Genomic DNA, 18,018 nt, shown 5'->3' on the forward strand with positions numbered 1-18,018 from the left:
CCTTTTTCATTCCACAAAACCTTGCCGGCGAAGGGCCTCCAGCAAGGTCTTGCTCATCGCAACATTATCCTTTTTCGTGTAGCGGATGTCGGTGAAGACTTGCGCGAGCGTCTCTTTGTGGTTGATTTCCACGAAGTGCCGGTTCTCCGGCAGCGCTTCCTTTGCCTGATAGAAGTCATCTATCTTTTCGGGCGTGTAGTCTTCGAAAGATTCCAGATGGATGATGGAGCGCAGCGGCAACCTGTCGGCGAGCGGCGGCTGCTCGGCCGGCCAGCCAAGCGTGATGGTGGCCACCGGAAACACCAGCTTGGGCAGTCGCAGAACGTCGATGATGGTCTGCGGACTGTAAAGCGTCGTGCCGAGGAAGCAGGTGCCCAGTCCTTTTTCTTCCGCCAGATTGCAGAAGGTTTGCGTGTAGAGCAACGCGTCGGTAGCCGCATTGAAGAAGCTCAAAAGATTGTCGTAGCCGGGATTCCCTTTTCGTTGGTCGGCCCACGCCGTGGTTCTGCGGAAGTCGGCGCAGATGGTGAGCACCACCGGAGCCTCCGTCACCATGGGCTGGTTGAAGTGGGCCGGCGCAAGCGCTTCCTTTTTTTCTTGCCCGCGAGTGACGATGACGCTGTAGAGTTGAAGGTTTCCCATCGTCGGCGTGCGCTCCGCCTGCTCCAGCAAATCATACAGCAGGCCGTCGGAAATGGCCTGTTCGGCGTATTTGCGAATCGTTGTTCGTGTGGAAAGAGATTTCATAAAGCGGTGAACTTTTATTTTGCAAAGATAGAAATAGTTTTCCTTTTTGGTAAGCTTTAACCAATCCTTTTGCCAAATAATCGCACGAACGGCCTCATTAATCGAAAAATATATTGTAGTTTTGCAGCAATCAACTTGTATTTTTATGGAGAATAACAAAACTTATTCGTATGACGAGGCTTTCGAGTCTACGTTGGAGTATTTTAACGGAGATGAGTTGGCTGCCCGGGTTTGGGTCAACAAGTACGCAATGAAGGACAGCTACGGAAACATTTATGAGAAGAATCCTGTTGAAATGCACTGGCGCATCGCCAACGAAGTGGCTCGAATAGAAAGCAAGTACAAGCATCCTGTCTCCGCCCGGCAAATATTTGATTTGTTGGACCACTTCCACTACATCGTGCCGGCAGGCAGTCCGATGACCGGTATAGGGAACAATCATCAGGTGGCGAGCTTGAGCAACTGCTTCGTCATTGGTCTTGATGGCGACGCCGACTCCTACGGCGCAATCATGCGCATAGACGAAGAGCAGGTGCAGTTGATGAAACGCCGTGGTGGCGTCGGCCATGACTTGAGCCACATCCGCCCGGCGGGAAGCCCGGTGAACAACTCCGCGCTGACATCAACGGGGCTTGTGCCGTTCATGGAGCGTTACAGCAATTCCACCCGCGAGGTCGCGCAGGACGGACGGCGCGGCGCCTTGATGTTGAGCGTGAGCATCAAGCACCCCGACAGTGAAGCTTTCATCGACGCGAAGATGGCCGAAGGCAAGGTCACGGGGGCCAATGTGTCTGTCAAGTTGGACGACGCGTTCATGCAGGCGGCCATCGACGGCACACCCTACTGCCAGCAATACCCCATCGATTCCGACCATCCCACGGTCAAGAAGGAAATCTCCGCCCGCAAACTTTGGGAGAAAATCGTCCACAATGCCTGGCAGAGTGCAGAGCCGGGTGTCCTCTTTTGGGACACCATCCTCAAGGAAAGCATTCCCGATTGCTATGCCGACTTGGGCTTCCGAACCGTCAGCACCAACCCATGCGGTGAAATTCCGCTTTGTCCTTACGACAGTTGTCGCCTGTTGAGTATCAATCTGTATAGTTATGTGGACAATCCGTTTACGGAACAGGCGACCTTCAATTTCGACAAGTTCACGGAACATGTGCGGCTGGCGCAGCGCATCATGGACGACATCGTTGACCTGGAGATGGAGAAGATAGACCTCATCATGGCGAAGATTGAGCACGACCCGCAGAGCGACGAGGTGAAAAACGCAGAACATCGCCTTTGGGAAAAGATCAAGCGCAAGAGCGGAATGGGGCGCCGCACGGGCGTGGGTATCACGGCAGAAGGCGACATGCTGGCGGCCATGGGCCTGCGTTATGGCACGCAGGAGGCTACGGACTTTTCCGTTTCCATCCACCAGGCCCTCGCACTCAACGCCTACCGCTCGTCCGTGACGCTGGCCCGGGAGCGTGGAGCCTTCGAAATCTTCGACGCAAAGCGCGAGGAACACAATCCTTTCATCCTGCGCTTGAAGGACAGCGACCCGCAGTTGTACGCCGACATGTGCCAATACGGTCGACGCAATATAGCCTGTCTCACGATAGCACCGACAGGCACCACCTCCTTGATGACGCAGACGACAAGCGGAATCGAGCCTGTGTTCATGCCGGTCTACAAGCGTCGCCGCAAGGTGAATCCCAACGACACGGACGTGCATGTCGACTTTGTCGACGAGGTGGGCGACAGCTTTGAGGAGTACATCGTCTATCACCACAAGTTCCTGACATGGATGCGGGCGAACGGCCATGATACGGAAAGGAAATATACGCAGGACGAAATCGACGCGCTCGTGGCCCAATCGCCTTACTACAAGGCTACGGCCAACGACGTCGACTGGCTGATGAAGGTGAAGATGCAAGGCGCGATCCAACGTTGGGTGGACCACAGTATCAGCGTGACGGTCAACCTGCCCAACGACGTGGACGAGGCGCTCGTCAACCGCTTGTATGTCGAGGCGTGGAAGAGCGGCTGCAAGGGCTGCACCATCTACAGGGACGGCAGCCGTTCGGGCGTGATGGTCTCTGTGTCGAAGAAAGACAAGAAGAAAACGGACGAGAAGAAGACCGACCAACGCACGTGGCAGCAGCCTGAAGTGACCGAGGTCAGGCCGAAAGAACTGGCGTGTGACGTCGTTCGTTTCCAGAACAACAAGGAGAAATGGGTGGCTTTCGTGGGCTTGCTGAACGGCTATCCGTATGAAATCTTCACCGGACTTCAGGACGACGAGGAAGGTATCATGCTGCCGAAGAGCGTCACGAAGGGCAGGATCATCAAGCAGGTCAACGACGACGGCACCAAGCGTTACGACTTCCAGTTCGAGAACAAGCGCGGTTACAAGACCACGGTGGAAGGCCTGAGCGAGAAGTTCAACCCCGAATACTGGAACTATGCCAAGCTGATTTCGGGCGTCCTGCGCTATCGCATGCCCATCGCGCATGTCATCAAGCTGGTCGGACAGCTGCAATTGAAGAGCGAAAGCATCAACACTTGGAAGAACGGTGTGGAGCGTGCGCTCAAGAAATACGTCACCGACGGCACGGCGGCCAAGGGCCAGGAATGTCCGGTGTGCGGCCAAGAGACCCTTGTTTATCAGGAAGGTTGCCTGATTTGTACAAATTGCGGCGCAAGCCGCTGCGGTTGACACATAGCCTTCCATGATCGTCAAACTATCAAAAATCCTATTGAACAACCTACGGTTTCACGCCTTCCACGGCGTGTTGCCGCAGGAACGCGTCGTCGGCAACGACTACGTGGTGAGCCTGGACATCGCCTGTGACCTTGCGAAGGCGATGCAGTCCGACGACGTCGGCGACACATTGAACTACGCCGAAGTCTATCAGGTGGTCGCGGCCGAGATGAACGAGCCGTGCAACCTGCTCGAATTTCTCGCCGGACGGATGGGGAGCCGCCTGCTGGAGACGTTTCCGCAAATCGACGAATTGACCCTGCGCATCGTCAAACACAACCCTCCGATGGGGGCCGATTGCGATGGCGCAGGCGTCGAAGTTCACTTAATAAATGGTAAAACTGAATTACAAACATCAGTTTTAAGCTGAAGATTCCGTAATTTTGCGCATATTTGAAAGGTATATGAGTGAAAAGAAAGCTTTCTTGTCAACCCTGATTCTCTTATTTGTTTCATTGTCGACACTGGCTGCCAAGAAGTTTGTCTTGGTCATCGACGCGGGCCACGGTGGGATAGATACGGGGGCGCTGGGCGCTTATTCAAAGGAGAAAGACATCAATCTCAACGTCGCCTTGGACTTTGGACGCCGCGTGGAGCAGAACTGTCCGGACGTCAAGGTGGTCTATACCCGGAAAACGGACGTGAAAGTGGCTTTGAACGAGCGTGCCCACATCGCCAACAGGGCCAACGCCGACCTCTTCATCTCCGTGCACACCAACTCCCTTCCCGCAGGAAGGATAGCCCGAGGGTTCCAAACCTACACGCTCGGAATGCACCGGGCCAAGGACAATCTGGACGTGGCCATCCGTGAAAACTCCGTCATCTCGCTGGAGAAGAACTACAAACAGACTTACGCGGGCTTCGACCCGAAGTCGTCGGAAAGCTACATCATGTTTGAATTCATCCAAGGGAAGAACATGGAAAAGAGCGTGGAGCTGGCCCGAGACATCCAAAACAGCGTCTGCAGCAGTGTGGGACGAGTCGACAAGGGGGTGCATCAGGCCGGCTTCCTGGTGCTCCGCGAGACGTCCATGCCCAGCTGCCTCATCGAGTTGGGCTTCATCACCTCGCCCGAAGAGGAGGCTTTTCTGACAAGCGGCGAGGGCGTCATGAAGATGGGCGAGGCCATTTTCCAAGGCTTCCTGCGCTACAAGAACAGATATTTCAACGGCATTGTAGTGCCTTACAAGGCCGGAACGCAAGAGCCGGCAAGCCCCTCCCTGCCCATCGTGGAGCAGGAAACGGCACAGCCGACCGTGGAGACGCGCCCCACTCCCCCATCCATCCATCCCGAAAAAGCGGACGACGGCGTGAAGAAGGAAAGGAAAAACGACGAACACGAGTGGAAGACGACGGCGATAGACGACGCACGCCCCCTGTTCAAGGTGCAGATTCTGGTCAGCTCGCGCAAGCTTCGCGCAAACGACGCGCACTTCAAGGACTTGGAAAACGTGGAAAGTTTCGTGGAAGACAACCTCAACAAGTACACCTACGGCGCATCCCATGACTACAACGAGATATTCAAGCTGCGCAAGCAGATACTGGACAAGTTTCCCGAAGCGTTCATCATCGCCTTCAAGAACGGAGAGAAGATGAACGTGAACGCGGCCATCCAGGAGTTCAAACGCAATCGCCAGACGATTAAATAGATACAGTTGACAATGAACAAGTTTTTTACACGCGAAGTGAAGATAGCCCTCGTGGCCATCGCCGGCATAGTGGTGCTGTTCTTCGGACTCAACTTTCTGAAGGGCATGTCCATCTTTTCCAACGACAATGTCTACTATGTCAAGTTCAAGGACATCAGCGGCCTGTCTTCCTCCAACCCCATTTATGCCGACGGCTATCAGATAGGTGTCGTGGAAGGCATTGACTACGACCTGCACCACGCACGCGACATCGTGGTCAAGATGCAGGTGGAGAACGGTTTGCGCATACCCCGTGGCAGCAGTGCCGAGATTGTAAGCGACCTCATGGGCAACGTGAAGCTCAACCTGCTGATGGCCAATGAGCCTCGACATCGGCTGGAACCGGGCGACACCCTCTGCGGAGTGGTGAACGGCGGCGCCCTCGCCAAGGTTGCCGCAATGGTGCCCGAGGTGCAGAAGATGGTGCCGAAGCTCGACAGCATCCTGTCGAGTGTCAACCGCCTGCTGGCCGATCCGGCCATCGCCGCCTCGCTGCACAACATCCAGCACGTGACGGGCGACCTGACCACATCGACCCGCGAACTCAACCAACTGCTCTCTTCGGTCAACCGCCAGGTGCCGGGGCTGATGCAAAAGGCCAACGGCGTGCTCGACCACACGAACCAACTGACGGCCAACCTGGCTCAGGTGGACGTGCAGACCACCATGGCGCAGGTGAACAAGACGCTCGCCAACGTTCAGGAATTCACCGACCAGCTGAATCACAACTCGGGCAGTCTGGGCCTGTTGATGCGCGACCCGGCCCTGTACAACAACCTGACGTCGACCATGAAGAGCGCCGATTCCCTGCTCGTCGACGTCCGCCGGCACCCCAAGCGCTACGTCCATTTCTCGCTGTTCGGCAGGAAGGACAAATGACAGAGGCACCCATCGTTTTCCCAACGCCGCACAGGCTCTTTCCCAAAGGACTGCTTTCACGCCATGAAAGCAGTCCTTTTGGCTTGCAAAAGCGGCCCTTTTGAAAGCCGACCGCAGCCCTTTTGGCTTGCAAAAGCAGCCCTTTTGAAAGTCGACCGCAGCCCTTTTGCATGGTCAAAGGGCTGCGGTTGCGCGCTGAAAGCAGCCCTTTTGTCACAAAATAAATTAAGTCTAAATAGCAAGCCGCCGATGTTTCACGCCGCCGAAAAAGCCGCATAAAGGCGTCTACTTGGGCGTTTCGTGCCCTTTACGCAATGTTTCACCATCGAGGGAAGGCTCCTTTCACATTTCCATAACTCATTGAGAAGCAGAATGTTGTTAATTTGCAATACCTATTTCATGCTACCCGTTCGCTTCATTTCGTAAAGTCCCTGTTTATAGTCAGTTAGCGATGGTTCTTAAAAAATGTATAAACGAGTGATTTGCAACTTTCATATTTCTTTATTAAATTTGCACAGCAAACAGTAGCCGTTGGCAAGTTTGGGGAGGGATGCCAAACGCTTCTGTCAGAGAAAGACATTAAATTAGTATTTGTAACAAACGATTGATATGATGGGTTCCAATGTTTGTTGGGACAATGCTCTTACGCTCATCCGTGAGAACATTGGCGTGGAACAGTTTAACACATGGTTTAAGCCGATTGTCTTCGACTCCTTCAATCAGGAGAAGAGACAATTGCTGGTCAAGGTGCCCAGTCCGTTCGTCTACGAGTATCTGGAGGCCAACTATCTGGACTTGTTGCGCAAGGTATTGCGCAAGACTTTCGGCGACGGCGTGCAGCTGGGCTATCGTGTTGTGACCGACAAGGAGCACAACCTGACCCAAGACTTGCAGGCCGATACGGCCGACACGGACATCAAACAGCGCACGAAGACGCGGGCCAACCAGCCCCCTTCCCCCCTCGACGCGGCGCGCCCGCAGGAGATCGACTCACAGCTGAACCCTCACCAGACTTTCAAGAACTACATAGAAGGCAACTGCAACAAGTTGCCGCGCTCCGTCGGACAGAGCATTGCCGAACATCCCAACAACAACCAGTTCAACCCCATGTTCATCTATGGCCCGAGCGGCTGTGGAAAGACCCATCTGATCAACGCCATCGGCGTGCATGCCAAGCAGCTTTATCCGCAGATGCGCGTGCTGTACATCAGCGCCCGCCTCTTCCAAGTGCAATTCACGAATGCCGTTTTGCAGAATGCGGTCAACGATTTCATCAACTTCTACCAGACCATCGACATGCTCATTGTCGATGATATACAGGAGTGGGCGACGGCAACGAAGACCCAGGACACTTTCTTCCACATCTTCAACCACCTCTTCCGCAACGGAAAACGCATCATCTTGGCCAGCGACCGCCCGCCCGTAGACTTGAAGGGAATGAACGACCGCCTGCTGACGCGCTTCTCCTGCGGCCTGATCGCCGAGCTTGAAAAGCCCAACGTAGAACTCTGCGTGGCCATTCTGAACAACAAGATACGGCGCGACGGACTGCATATCCCCGACGACGTGGTGAACTTCATCGCGTCGACGGCCAACGGAAGCGTGCGCGACTTGCAGGGCGTCATCAACAGTCTGCTGGCTTATAGCGTGGTCTACAACTGCGAAGTGGACATGAGATTGGCCACCAGAGTCATCAAGCGGGCCGTGAAAATCGACGACAAACCGCTCACCGTAGACGATATCATGGACACGGTGTGCACCCATTTCAACGTCACGACGACCGCAGTCAACAGCAAAAGCCGCAAGCGCGACCTCGTCGTGGCACGCCAGGTGTCGATGTATCTGGCTCAGAAGTACACCAAAATGCCCGCTTCGCGCATCGGAAGGCTTGTCGGCAACCGCGACCACTCCACCGTCATTCACAGTTGTACGCAGGTGGAACAGAAGTTGAAGTACGACGCGGCGTTCCGATCGGAGCTGGTTTCGATTGAGAACTCCTTCCACCTGAAATAAAGTATTTCATGGTTTGAAACAAGAAAGCGCCAAAGTCCGTTCAGACAATGGCGCTTTTCCATTTTGTTTTGTTGTGAATGTTGTTCTAAAAGCTTGGCATGAGGCGTTTCAGGCGTCGTGATTTTTACCCTGAAACGTCAGATATACCAGGTAATGGCCGTCTGCCTTGAACTTGACCGCAGCCCCTTCGGCCTCGTTGAGCGTGCCTTGCCACAGCTCGTCGTAGGGAAAGGCGTTCCATACAAGCCCCTCGCTTTCGAGTTGCCGACAGCCGAAATTGAAGATACTCACCTGTTGTCCCACGAAGGTTTCAAAGCTGCTGTCGCCATCCGTCGGAATGAAGTAGCCGTCATCGGTCACCATCACCGGCTGGATGTCCATCTCCCGATAATAGTGCATGAGCAATGCGATGTTCGCAAGCGTGTGGTCTTCCCGCTTGCCGGTGACGGCCAGGTAGGCGACGCGGCTCCCGGGGCTGGTCGTCGGCAAGCCGGCGAAATGGCGGGTGGCCTTGGTCAGGTCGTTGCTGTCCTGCTCCGCTATCCGAATGAAGCGCAGACGGGCCTTCAGTTCGTCGCCCAGGCTGTCGCCGTCGCCTATCACCGTGAGTTCCGCCGGGGCGAAACCTTGGCCCAACAGCGTCCGTGCGGCACCGTCGCAGGCGATGACGTGCCGGGCATGGCACAGTATGGCCAGTGCCACTTCGCCTTTCGGGAAGGCCCCGTTGGCCACGATGACCGTGTCGAAGCGGCTCGCCGTGTCTATTCTTTTATAGTGTTTCATTTTGCAGCAACATCATTTTCCGCCATTTGAAGTAGCCTGCCACGGCTATCAGGGTGTAAAGTCCGTAGAGTCCGGCCTTGAATGGAATCCCCTTGACGACGTAGAGATAGCAGCTGATGAGGTCGACGACCATCCAGAAGAACCATTGTTCCATGTACTTGCGGGCCAAAGCCCACAGTCCCACGAAGCTGAGCGCGTTGGTGAAGGCGTCGAGCAGGGGGACGCTGGAGTCGGTGTATTCCGCCAAAACCCAGTAGGTTGCGCCCCAGGCGGCGAAGAAGAACAGCGTGGCAGGCAGGTAGAGGCGCTTGCGCATGTGGCTGATGAGCAGCGCCTGGCCTTCCCGCTGTCCGTGCTTGCGGCCGAATTTCCACACGACATAGCCGTAAAGCGCGGCCAAGGTGTAATATACGGCCATGCCGGCGTCGCCATACAGACCGTGACTATAGTAGAGCCACGCGTCGAGCGCGGGCATGACAATGCCCACCAGCCATAAAAGAATGCTGGCGCGATACTCCAGCACGATGTAGGCAATGCCCAGTATCGTGGTCAGAATATCGAGCCCGTGAAGCGAGAGATAGTCGATCATCGTTAGAAAGTGAAGCTCAGGTGAGCCAGGAAGTTGATGGGGGCCTGCGGAGAGTAGGTCGCCCAGTTTGAGGTTTCTTTACCGTTGTCGTCATAGCTGGCACCGGCATGGCCGTTGGTGAAGTACTTTTTGGAGAACAGGTTGTAGACCGTAGCCCCCACCGTAATGCTCTTCACCGATTTGAGCTTGAAAGTGTAGCTCACGTCGGCATTGCTTACGAAGTAGGCGTCCAGTGTCAGGTTCTTGTTATCGTCATTGGTCATGTACTGTTTGCCGATGTATTGGCTTTGCAGTCCGGCCTCCAGACCCTTGTAACTGAACGTGAATATGTTGTTGAAGATGACGTCCGGCGAGAAACTCAGGTGCGTCGTGCCGAACCGAACATCCTTTCCGTTGCCGTTCTTGACCGTCCAATCCTTGGCCCTGTTCCTGCTGAAGGTGGCGTTGGCGTCCCATCTGAACCAGTCGGAAGGCTTCCACGCGCCTTGCAACTCTATGCCCTGACGATACGAATTGCCCACGTTGCGGTGGATCATCTCGCCGATGGCGTTGATTTCCCCAGTCAGAACGAACTGGTCCTTATAGCTCATGTGGTACAGGTTGACGCCCGCGCTCAGCGTCGCGCTCTGGTATTTGTAGCCCAGTTCCCAGTCGGTCATGCGCTCGGCCTTGGGCTTCGGAATGTCATGGCCCTCGAAATCGTTGCGCGTAGGCTCACGGTGAGAGATGGCCAGCGAAGCGTAGACAGCGTGGTTGGGGTTGAACTGATAGTACAAACCGGCCTTGGGATTGAAGAAATCATACTTCTCATCGTAGAGCCAGCCGTTCTTTGCGGCGTTGGAATACTCGTCGTTGGGGTTCTGGATGCGGTAGCCGATGTGGCGATATTGCAGGTCTACGTAGGCGCTCAGCCCCTTCCAGAGGTCTACATTCAGCTTTCCATAGACACTGTTCTCGCTTTTCACGGCTTTATTGCGATAGTACTCCTTGTCCGGATAATTAGCGACGGTGGGATTGATAATGCTCAAGATGTTGCCGAAATGGCGTCCGCTGTACCGGTTGATGGCACCGCCCAACGAGGCATGCCAGCGTCCTTGCTCATAGTTGAGTGAATAAACGCCGCCTACGAAGTCGTTGCGCAAGTTCTTGCGACGTATCAGATCCGATTTCAGCTTGCTGCCCGTAAAACCGTACTTGGCCAGTTTTTGTCCCATCTTGTACTGCTCGTAGTAACCGAAACCGGCCGTATAGTGAAGTCCCAGGTTGAAGTTGAAGCCGCCACCCAGTATCTGGTTCCAGATGAGCTGGTAGTTTTGCTGATGATAGTTGTCCGTCTGATTGTCGTAATACCGGGTCTTTCCGTCGGCGTCGGTATATTCTCCACACGGATTATAGCATCGGCCGTATTTCTCCATCTGCTCTTTGCTGGCGTAGTCCCAGGCCATGTAGGTCTTCTCCGTGCCGTTGAAGGTCAGCAGTTTCACCAGCGTATTGGTGCTGGTGTAGGCCCCTTGCAGGAAGTAGGAGTTCAGACGGGTCGACGCCCGCTTGATGTAGCCGTCGCTGCCGATGTTCGACAGGCGCCCGTTGAAGCTCCAGTGGTCGGCCATCAGGCCCGAACCGAAGAGCAGACTCTCCTTGTGCGTGCCGTAGCTGCCTGCCGACAAGTTGAGTCGGACGTAGGGTGTGAGCGAAGGAGCGTCGGTCTGAATGTTGACACTGGCACCGAAGGCCGCGCTGCCGTTGGTCGAACTGCCCACGCCCCGTTGTATCTGGACGTCCTGTACGTTCGACATGAAGTCGCCCATGTTGACGAAGAACACTTGCGAACTCTCCGCATCGTTGATGGGAATGCCGTTGGCGGTGAAGTTGATACGGCTCGGATCGGTGCCACGCACCTTCAAACTGGTGTAGCCAATGCCGTTTCCTGCGTCGCTGGTTGTCGTCACACTCGGCGTGAGCGACAGCAGGAAGGGGATATCATGACCGTGATTGATTCTGTTGAGTTGCTGTTTGTCCATCGTCGAGAACGCCATTGGCGTCTTCTGTCCCGCACGCGTGGAAACGACCTGTACGCTTTGCAATTCGTAAGTCCTGAGCGTATCGAGCTTCTCCTCTTTGGCATTGGCAGCCAAAACGGTCGACACGGCGGTCAGAACCATGACCATTTTCTTCATTTCGTATAAGTATTAACCATTAATAAATGTAATAAATATCAGAAAATGGGCGTGCCACACGTCAATTCCTATCAGCGATGGAATTATAAAAGAACTCGTGGATTGATTTCATCATCCCTGCGTCGGCATTATCCGCTTCAGGTTCCATGGGTCTGTTCTCAGCATCCGCAATTGCGGTAGCACCCCTTTTCTGTTTTCATTTGTCTTCGAAAACGCTGCAAAAGTAATCATTCCTTTTCTATTCCGCAAGCTTTTGGCCGGAAAACACCCTCTTCCCACCCCCCTTTTGTCATCCCACCTTATTATATTAAAGCCTATTGTATTGGTATATCCGCATGCGGTTGTCATCTTGCATCTTGCCCAAACCATTCATGATAGATTGTGCGAGCCAGCTGTTTTACGTCTTTCCGTCCCGTGGGATAGGTAATCCTCGTCACATCAGGCTCTATCCAGCGACGCTCAAAAGCCTCAACTTCTTTGTTGCAGGCCTCGAAATCGAACGCACGCTTGTGCAAAACGGCTGCCTTCACGTGCCCGATGAACAGCTGCCAACGTCTTTTGTAATACGAAGAAACCAGCCCGGCCCATGTTCGGTTGGCATAATCGGTAAGCTGTCGGCTGTCACCCCAGACGGTAATCAGCGTGCGGGCGTTGCGCTCGTAGTAGTCCTTTTCGGCCTCCGTATTGCCAAAGCTGCGGGCACTCTCTATCCATTTGCGCAATGAAAACTCTTCGTCGCAAGCCAACAGGTCGTCCAAATCGTCCAACATCTCTTCCATGCGAGCGGCATAATAGTTGACGGAATCCACGCGTTGTCCCTGATAGGCCCGGTAAAGTCCGTCCCGTTCACGCACGAAAAAGTCGCCCAACACCTGCCGCCCCACATTGATGACGTCGTACAGATGTTCCCGCTTGTCGGAATCGACATCCATCAATGTTTTCCACACTTGCAAAAGCGTATCAGGATAGGTCGTGTTGAGATAACGGGCCTCGAACGACGGGCGGGCGCATACCACTGTTCCGGACTCGTTGACATAGCTGGGCATAAGCTTGTCGAACAGCACCTGCCATGCTTTGCGGTTGCTTTCACAGGCAAATCCCACGTGGCGGTCAGCCATGCGGTTCTTCCATTCGGCTGTAGTTTGGCCGCAATCCCATGCCTTGTCCAGTACGAACTCATAGAAATCGGGGTTGACGCCAAAGCCTTCCATGGTGGCTCCCAGCCCTATCATGTTGTCGCCACCCTGCAAGAGCGCATCGTCCAGCCGCCGGTCCACCTTGTTGATGTCTCCCTGGAGCATGGTGTTGCCGCCGAAATTAGCCAACACGCAAGCTATATACGACTGGCCATAGAAGCGTTCGGTGAGTTTCCATATTTCCGTATGGTCGATATAGTAGTCCAACAGATACATTCTGCCTTTGGGAATGCCGCTCAGGAATGCGCGCATAGTTTCCGGTGTCCAGTGTTTCTGGTCATTGTAGAAGAACCATCCCATCTGAATCCACACGGCTTCAGGGTCGACGGCGGCTAACGACTGGTAGAGCTTTTGGGGCAAGGTGCGCAAGGTGGTAAGGTCCCAGCTGGGTGGTTGCACTTCGTTGAAGCTGTCGAGACAGTATAAGTGATCGCTGCCGAAGAGGCGAGTCTGCTCTTCGAGGAAAGCCTTTTGTAGTTTGGTAAAGAGAGGATCGGTAGGAGAGAGGAAATAAGTACGGTATTGTTGGGCGAAGCCTCCCCATTGGCTGACTTCCGAAATCTGTGCTTTGGGATGTCGTTGCTTATAGGCCAGGGGCACACTGCCATTGAAAGCCGAGAGAACGGGGCGCATGCCGAAGGCTCTTTCGCGCTGAAGAATGCGTTGTTGCAGCAGAAGTTGCCCGTCGATCCAGGCTTGGGGAAGTGGCCCTTGCCACCCATTGACATTCACCATGCGCTGCCAGGGCAGATGAGCCGGTCCTGTGAAGAAACTTCGTATCTGTTTGTCAGTCAGGCCTTCGCGTTGCCATACGCGTTGCCAAGCGGCTTCGACACCCGTTATCGCCAGCGGCATGGTCACACCGTTGAGGGCCATCCAGTCAATCAGTCGTTCCCATTCTTTCCACCCCCACCATGGCATGGTGTAGCCAAAGGTGCAGTAATTCAGGAAAAAACGGTTCTTTACCTTAGCCTTGCCGGTGATGGGCAGGGTGAGAGAGGGCAGTAACCGGGGCAAAATAACGGGATTCTGCTGTTTCCACGATACTTCTGTCAGGCAATAGTTTTTCAGGTAATGGTTCAGTCCTACGGCCATAGCGATGGCACTGTTGCCACTGATGACAATCTTGTCGGCCTCGCTCCTTACCATAAAGCGTTCTATACTGTCGGTCGTAAGTTCAAATTTGAAGCGATTGACGTAGGCGGGGGCGAGACGGGCGACCATCTCTTCCATCATCTGACATTGTTGATGACCGGCTGCTGTGATAGACTGAACGAAACACCACAGGGCGATAAGGAGCGGATATTGCTTTTTTCTTTTCATGATATGAGGTTTGACTGAATATTCAACATGCGTAAACTATAAAAGAACAGACTCTTTATGTCTGGTATGACAAGCGTAATCGTTGTTTATAACTAAGCGTATATACTTATTTGGTGCAAATATGAATATTTAATATTCATTTAGAAATCAAGCTTTTTCCACCTTATTATATATAGGGAGCTTCCTTTGCTGTTGAAAAAATGTGGTTAATAAAAAAATAATTGATATTTTTTAGTTATAAAATCAGATTCCAAATGTCTAACCATTCAAACGCGGAAACAGTTGTGCTTGTGACCTTAGGGTTTCATAGCGGCAGTATCAAAGACGCGGAAACAGTCCACATCGACAAGAAAAACCTAAAATCATTTTAAGATACTAACCTAAATATTAACTTAATCATAAACTTATGTGTGGATTTATGAAGTCAAGAATGTTAGCTTATGCTTTTGTTGGCGCTTTGTTGGGAGTACCACTTCAAATGACCGCTCAACAGCAGAAAGTGTCACTCAGCCTTAATCGTGTAAGTCTGAAGAGAGTATTAGGCGAGATTGAGAAAAAGACCCAGTACAAATTCAGCTATCGTGATGTTACGCTTGATAACAGTAAGCTGGTCTCTGTGCAGAAAAATGATGTGACGGTGGCCTCTGTACTTAGTGAAATACTGGGTGAACGCGGTTTGGAATACAAACTAGTGGAACCTTCTACGATTATTATTTCGGTTAAGACTAATACAGAAAAGAAGGATAAGAAAAAGATACGCTCCAGTGGTATGGTGCTTGATGCGCATGGTGAGCCTGTAATTGGTGCAACCGTACAAGTTGTTGGCAAAAAGAATAGTGGAACGATAACCGATTTAACAGGAAAATTTTCTCTTGATGTAAATGATGGAGATCAGCTTGAGATTAGTTATGTAGGTTTTCAGACTTTGCGTGTTCGTCCGAAAGAGAACATGAATATAAAGATGGAAGAGAATCAAGAGTCGTTGAATGAGGTTGTTGTCGTGGGCTATGGTACGCAACGAAAACGCGATTTGACGGGTTCGATAGCCTCGTTGAAGGGCGATGATATGAAGTTTGATGGTGTGTCTTCGGTTTCTCAGGCTTTGGGTGGCAAGGCTGCCGGCCTTTATGTACGTCAGAACAGTGCTCAACCCGGTGGAGGTATCGACATTCTTGTACGTGGCGCGGGCAGTGTCAACGCCGGCAACGACCCTTTGTATATTGTTGATGGTTTTCCTATTGCAAAACTTGACCAGCCGGATGGTGGTGATAAAAAGATGAGTCCGGGAACACAAAGCATACTCAACTTCCTAAATCCGAATGACATTGAGTCGATAGAAGTATTGAAAGACGCCTCCGCCACTTCCATCTATGGTGCACGTGCGGCCAACGGTGTAGTTATCATCACGACCAAGCGTGGTAAGACCGGTAGTGCTAAAGTGTCTTATTCGTATGACTTTTCTTATCAGAAATATTCCGATATCTATAATCTGCTGTCGTTGAAAGAGTGGATGCAGGTGCGCAACGATATGGCCTTAGAAAACTATATGTGGAACAACCGAGTAGCTCCATACGGCACAAAGACAATGGAAGAGGCAGCAGCTAATCCCTATAACGGGGTAAAATTGAGTTATCCTTATACCGATGCACAGATTGCGGCAGCCAGAGAGGGTACCGACTGGCTCGGACTGATTACGCGTAACGGCCGTATCAATGAGCACAACGTCAACCTGCAGGGCGGTAGTGACAAAACACAGTATATGCTGTCGTTCAACTACTTCGACCAAAAAGGTATCGTGAAGAACTCTGGTTTGACTCGATACACGCTGAAAACCAACATCGACCAGAGCTTTCTCAAGATATTCAAAGCTGGTTTGAACCTGACGATGACACGTATCAATAATGACAATACACAATTGGGGGCTGCACGTTATGAGAACTCCGGTATTATCCGCTCGGCCATTCAGATGAGTCCGGAGGTGAAAGCCTACGATGCCGAAACGGGTACTTATCCTGTCAATCCCCTGTTGGCCAAACAGCCTAACCCGTACTCGTTGCTGACGAATACCGACCAAGGACGCACTAATCGATTAATCGGTAACGTCTATATAGAGGCTCGTCCGTTAGAAGAATTGCTGTTGCGTGGTGCCTTGGGTATAGATCATGCGCAGATAGACCGTAAGACTTACCAACCCCGCACAACCGTAAATGGTAATGCCAACGGTGGAGTAGCTTATATTTATAATACAAACAACGATCAGTATCTCGCAGAAGCTACGGCCACTTATCACAAGACTTTGGCCGATATCCACAATGTTAATTTCATGGTGGGTGCCTCTTACGAAGAATTTAACAATGATATATCCGAGTTGGGAAATAACAACTTCCTGACTGACGCTTTTCTTTATAACAATATTGACGCCGGAACGGGAACCAAGATAACCAAGTCCAACGCTACGAAAAACAAGATGGAATCTTATTTCATGCGTGCTTCCTACGTACTCATGGATCGCTATCTCTTTACGGGAACCATGCGTGCCGATGGTGCCAGCGTATTTGCCAAGAACAATAAGTGGGGCTATTTCCCCTCTGTCGCTTTAGGTTGGCTTATCAATGAAGAAAGTTTCTTGAAGCAGACAAAATGGCTTTCGAATCTAAAACTGCGTCTCAGCTGGGGACAGACGGGTAATGCCGACATCGGAACCAATGCCTTTGCAAGTTTCGCAGCCGAGAATGCCTATGTCAACGGTGACCACAAGACGGTGATAGGTGTGAAGAAAGGCAAGATTGCCAATCCTAATTTGAAGTGGGAAACGACCACCGAGTGGAACCTTGGTTTAGACTTTGGTTTCTTAAGAGGGCGCATCAGTGGTTCTGTTGATCTGTATCAGCGTATCATTTCCGATCTGCTCAACTACCGTTTGCTTAATTCTTATCAGGAGCTTCCTAAGGTAATGTCGAACGTGGGAAAGACTCAAGGCCGGGGTATAGAGTTCATGCTCAACACGCGAAATATCGAAACGAAGGATTTCAGCTGGTCGACCAACTTCACCTTTACGAAATATAAAGACCGCTGGAAGGAGCGTACACCCGACTGGAAGCCCGCGGTCTATGAGCATGTCGGCGATCCTATTCGTCCCATCTATTCGCGCATAGCCGACCATGTCCTGCAAATTGGCGAGGCTGCTCCGGCCGCTCAGCCTGATTTGTTGCCCGGTCAGATTGTCATTAAGGATATTAACGGCTACAAGCGCGACAGCTCGGGTAATCCAGTGACAGATGAAAACGGACATTTCGTGCTGACTGGAGAGCCTGATGGTAAGATTGATGATGCCGATACGAAGCTCATCGGTACGACCGATCCGGGTTGGTTAGCAGGCTTGAACAACGTATTCAGATACAAGGACTTCGAATTTTCATTTATGTTCAATGGCATGTTTGATCGTAAAATTCAAGATCCGACGATGGCCTTTTACGGTATTAACAGCTATGGTGTGGCAGGTTCGGGATTAAATGGTTTGAAAACCAATCTTGAACGCTGGACACCGACCAATCCTTCTTCCCGATATCCAAGCGCATTCTACAACATGGGACGTGGCAAATACTATACGAGTGGTGACTTTTTCTATCAGAACGCATGGTTCATCCGTCTGCAAAACGTGTCGTTGAGCTACAATTTGCCTAAGAAATTGTTGAGTAAGGTTGGATTTATCAATAGTCTACGCGTGCATCTTTCGGCCAATAACCTTTTTGTGATTACGCCTTATGATGGGCTTGATCCAGAGACTGATGCCTATGAGGCTGCCTATCCCAACGCCAGAACCTTTAACTTTGGTCTAAATATTTCTTTCTGATAATTCTATATAATAATA

General features: G+C 52.1%; 12 protein-coding genes. 7 read left to right on the forward strand and 5 right to left on the reverse strand.

Features of this window, described 5'->3' with window-relative positions; translation table 11 throughout:
• Positions 1 to 6 precede the first annotated feature (6 nt).
• A complete protein-coding gene (locus K334_RS0111000) occupies positions 7 to 747 on the reverse strand; it encodes a nitroreductase family protein (protein ID WP_027444965.1) in 741 nt (246 codons plus the stop codon).
• A 145-nt stretch (positions 748 to 892) separates the two neighbouring features.
• Here K334_RS0111000 and K334_RS13935 point away from each other — a divergent pair, with 145 nt between their 5' ends.
• The 6 genes from K334_RS13935 to dnaA all read left to right on the forward strand — a co-directional run bounded on the left by K334_RS13935 (position 893) and on the right by dnaA (position 8,079).
• Positions 893 to 3,454, forward strand: coding sequence for an adenosylcobalamin-dependent ribonucleoside-diphosphate reductase (locus K334_RS13935; protein WP_036890371.1), 2,562 nt, complete (start codon positions 893 to 895; stop codon positions 3,452 to 3,454).
• A 13-nt stretch (positions 3,455 to 3,467) separates the two neighbouring features.
• Entirely contained in the window at positions 3,468 to 3,869 is a 402-nt protein-coding gene (gene folB, locus K334_RS0111015; RefSeq protein ID WP_025881421.1) for a dihydroneopterin aldolase, read from the forward strand.
• Between the two features lie 34 nt (positions 3,870 to 3,903).
• The gene (locus K334_RS0111020) at positions 3,904 to 5,148 is read left to right on the forward strand and encodes an N-acetylmuramoyl-L-alanine amidase family protein (RefSeq protein ID WP_025881422.1); all 1,245 of its coding nucleotides are present in this window, start codon (positions 3,904 to 3,906) and stop codon (positions 5,146 to 5,148) included.
• 12 nt (positions 5,149 to 5,160) lie between these two features.
• Positions 5,161 to 6,066 (forward strand): MlaD family protein, encoded by a 906-nt coding sequence (locus tag K334_RS0111025; RefSeq protein WP_025881423.1) that lies wholly within the window; start codon positions 5,161 to 5,163, stop codon positions 6,064 to 6,066.
• 63 nt (positions 6,067 to 6,129) lie between these two features.
• Positions 6,130 to 6,345 carry a hypothetical protein gene (locus K334_RS14895; RefSeq protein WP_154655606.1) on the forward strand — a complete coding sequence of 72 codons (216 nt, stop codon included), beginning with the start codon at positions 6,130 to 6,132 and terminating at the stop codon, positions 6,343 to 6,345.
• A 330-nt stretch (positions 6,346 to 6,675) separates the two neighbouring features.
• Positions 6,676 to 8,079 (forward strand): chromosomal replication initiator protein DnaA, encoded by a 1,404-nt coding sequence (gene dnaA / locus K334_RS0111030; protein WP_021589091.1) that lies wholly within the window; start codon positions 6,676 to 6,678, stop codon positions 8,077 to 8,079.
• 108 nt (positions 8,080 to 8,187) lie between these two features.
• Here dnaA and K334_RS0111035 read toward each other — a convergent pair whose 3' ends face one another.
• From K334_RS0111035 to K334_RS0111050, 4 genes are all read right to left on the reverse strand, one after another.
• The gene (locus tag K334_RS0111035; RefSeq protein WP_027444969.1) at positions 8,188 to 8,862 is read right to left on the reverse strand and encodes a thiamine diphosphokinase; all 675 of its coding nucleotides are present in this window, start codon (positions 8,860 to 8,862) and stop codon (positions 8,188 to 8,190) included.
• A complete protein-coding gene (pnuC, locus tag K334_RS0111040) occupies positions 8,849 to 9,451 on the reverse strand; it encodes a nicotinamide riboside transporter PnuC (protein WP_027444970.1) in 603 nt (200 codons plus the stop codon). Before pnuC ends, K334_RS0111035 begins: the two co-directional genes overlap by 14 nt.
• Positions 9,452 to 9,453: 2 nt before the next feature.
• Positions 9,454 to 11,619, reverse strand: coding sequence for a TonB-dependent receptor (locus tag K334_RS0111045; protein ID WP_373277799.1), 2,166 nt, complete (start codon positions 11,617 to 11,619; stop codon positions 9,454 to 9,456).
• A 353-nt stretch (positions 11,620 to 11,972) separates the two neighbouring features.
• Positions 11,973 to 14,147, reverse strand: coding sequence for an alpha-N-acetylglucosaminidase (locus K334_RS0111050; protein WP_081658092.1), 2,175 nt, complete (start codon positions 14,145 to 14,147; stop codon positions 11,973 to 11,975).
• Between the two features lie 418 nt (positions 14,148 to 14,565).
• Here K334_RS0111050 and K334_RS0111060 point away from each other — a divergent pair, with 418 nt between their 5' ends.
• Positions 14,566 to 18,000 carry a TonB-dependent receptor gene (locus K334_RS0111060; RefSeq protein ID WP_027444972.1) on the forward strand — a complete coding sequence of 1,145 codons (3,435 nt, stop codon included), beginning with the start codon at positions 14,566 to 14,568 and terminating at the stop codon, positions 17,998 to 18,000.
• Positions 18,001 to 18,018: the final 18 nt, after the last annotated feature.

Origin of the sequence: Segatella baroniae DSM 16972 = JCM 13447 (genome assembly GCF_000426585.1) — a bacterium.
Lineage (GTDB): Bacteria > Bacteroidota > Bacteroidia > Bacteroidales > Bacteroidaceae > Prevotella > Prevotella baroniae.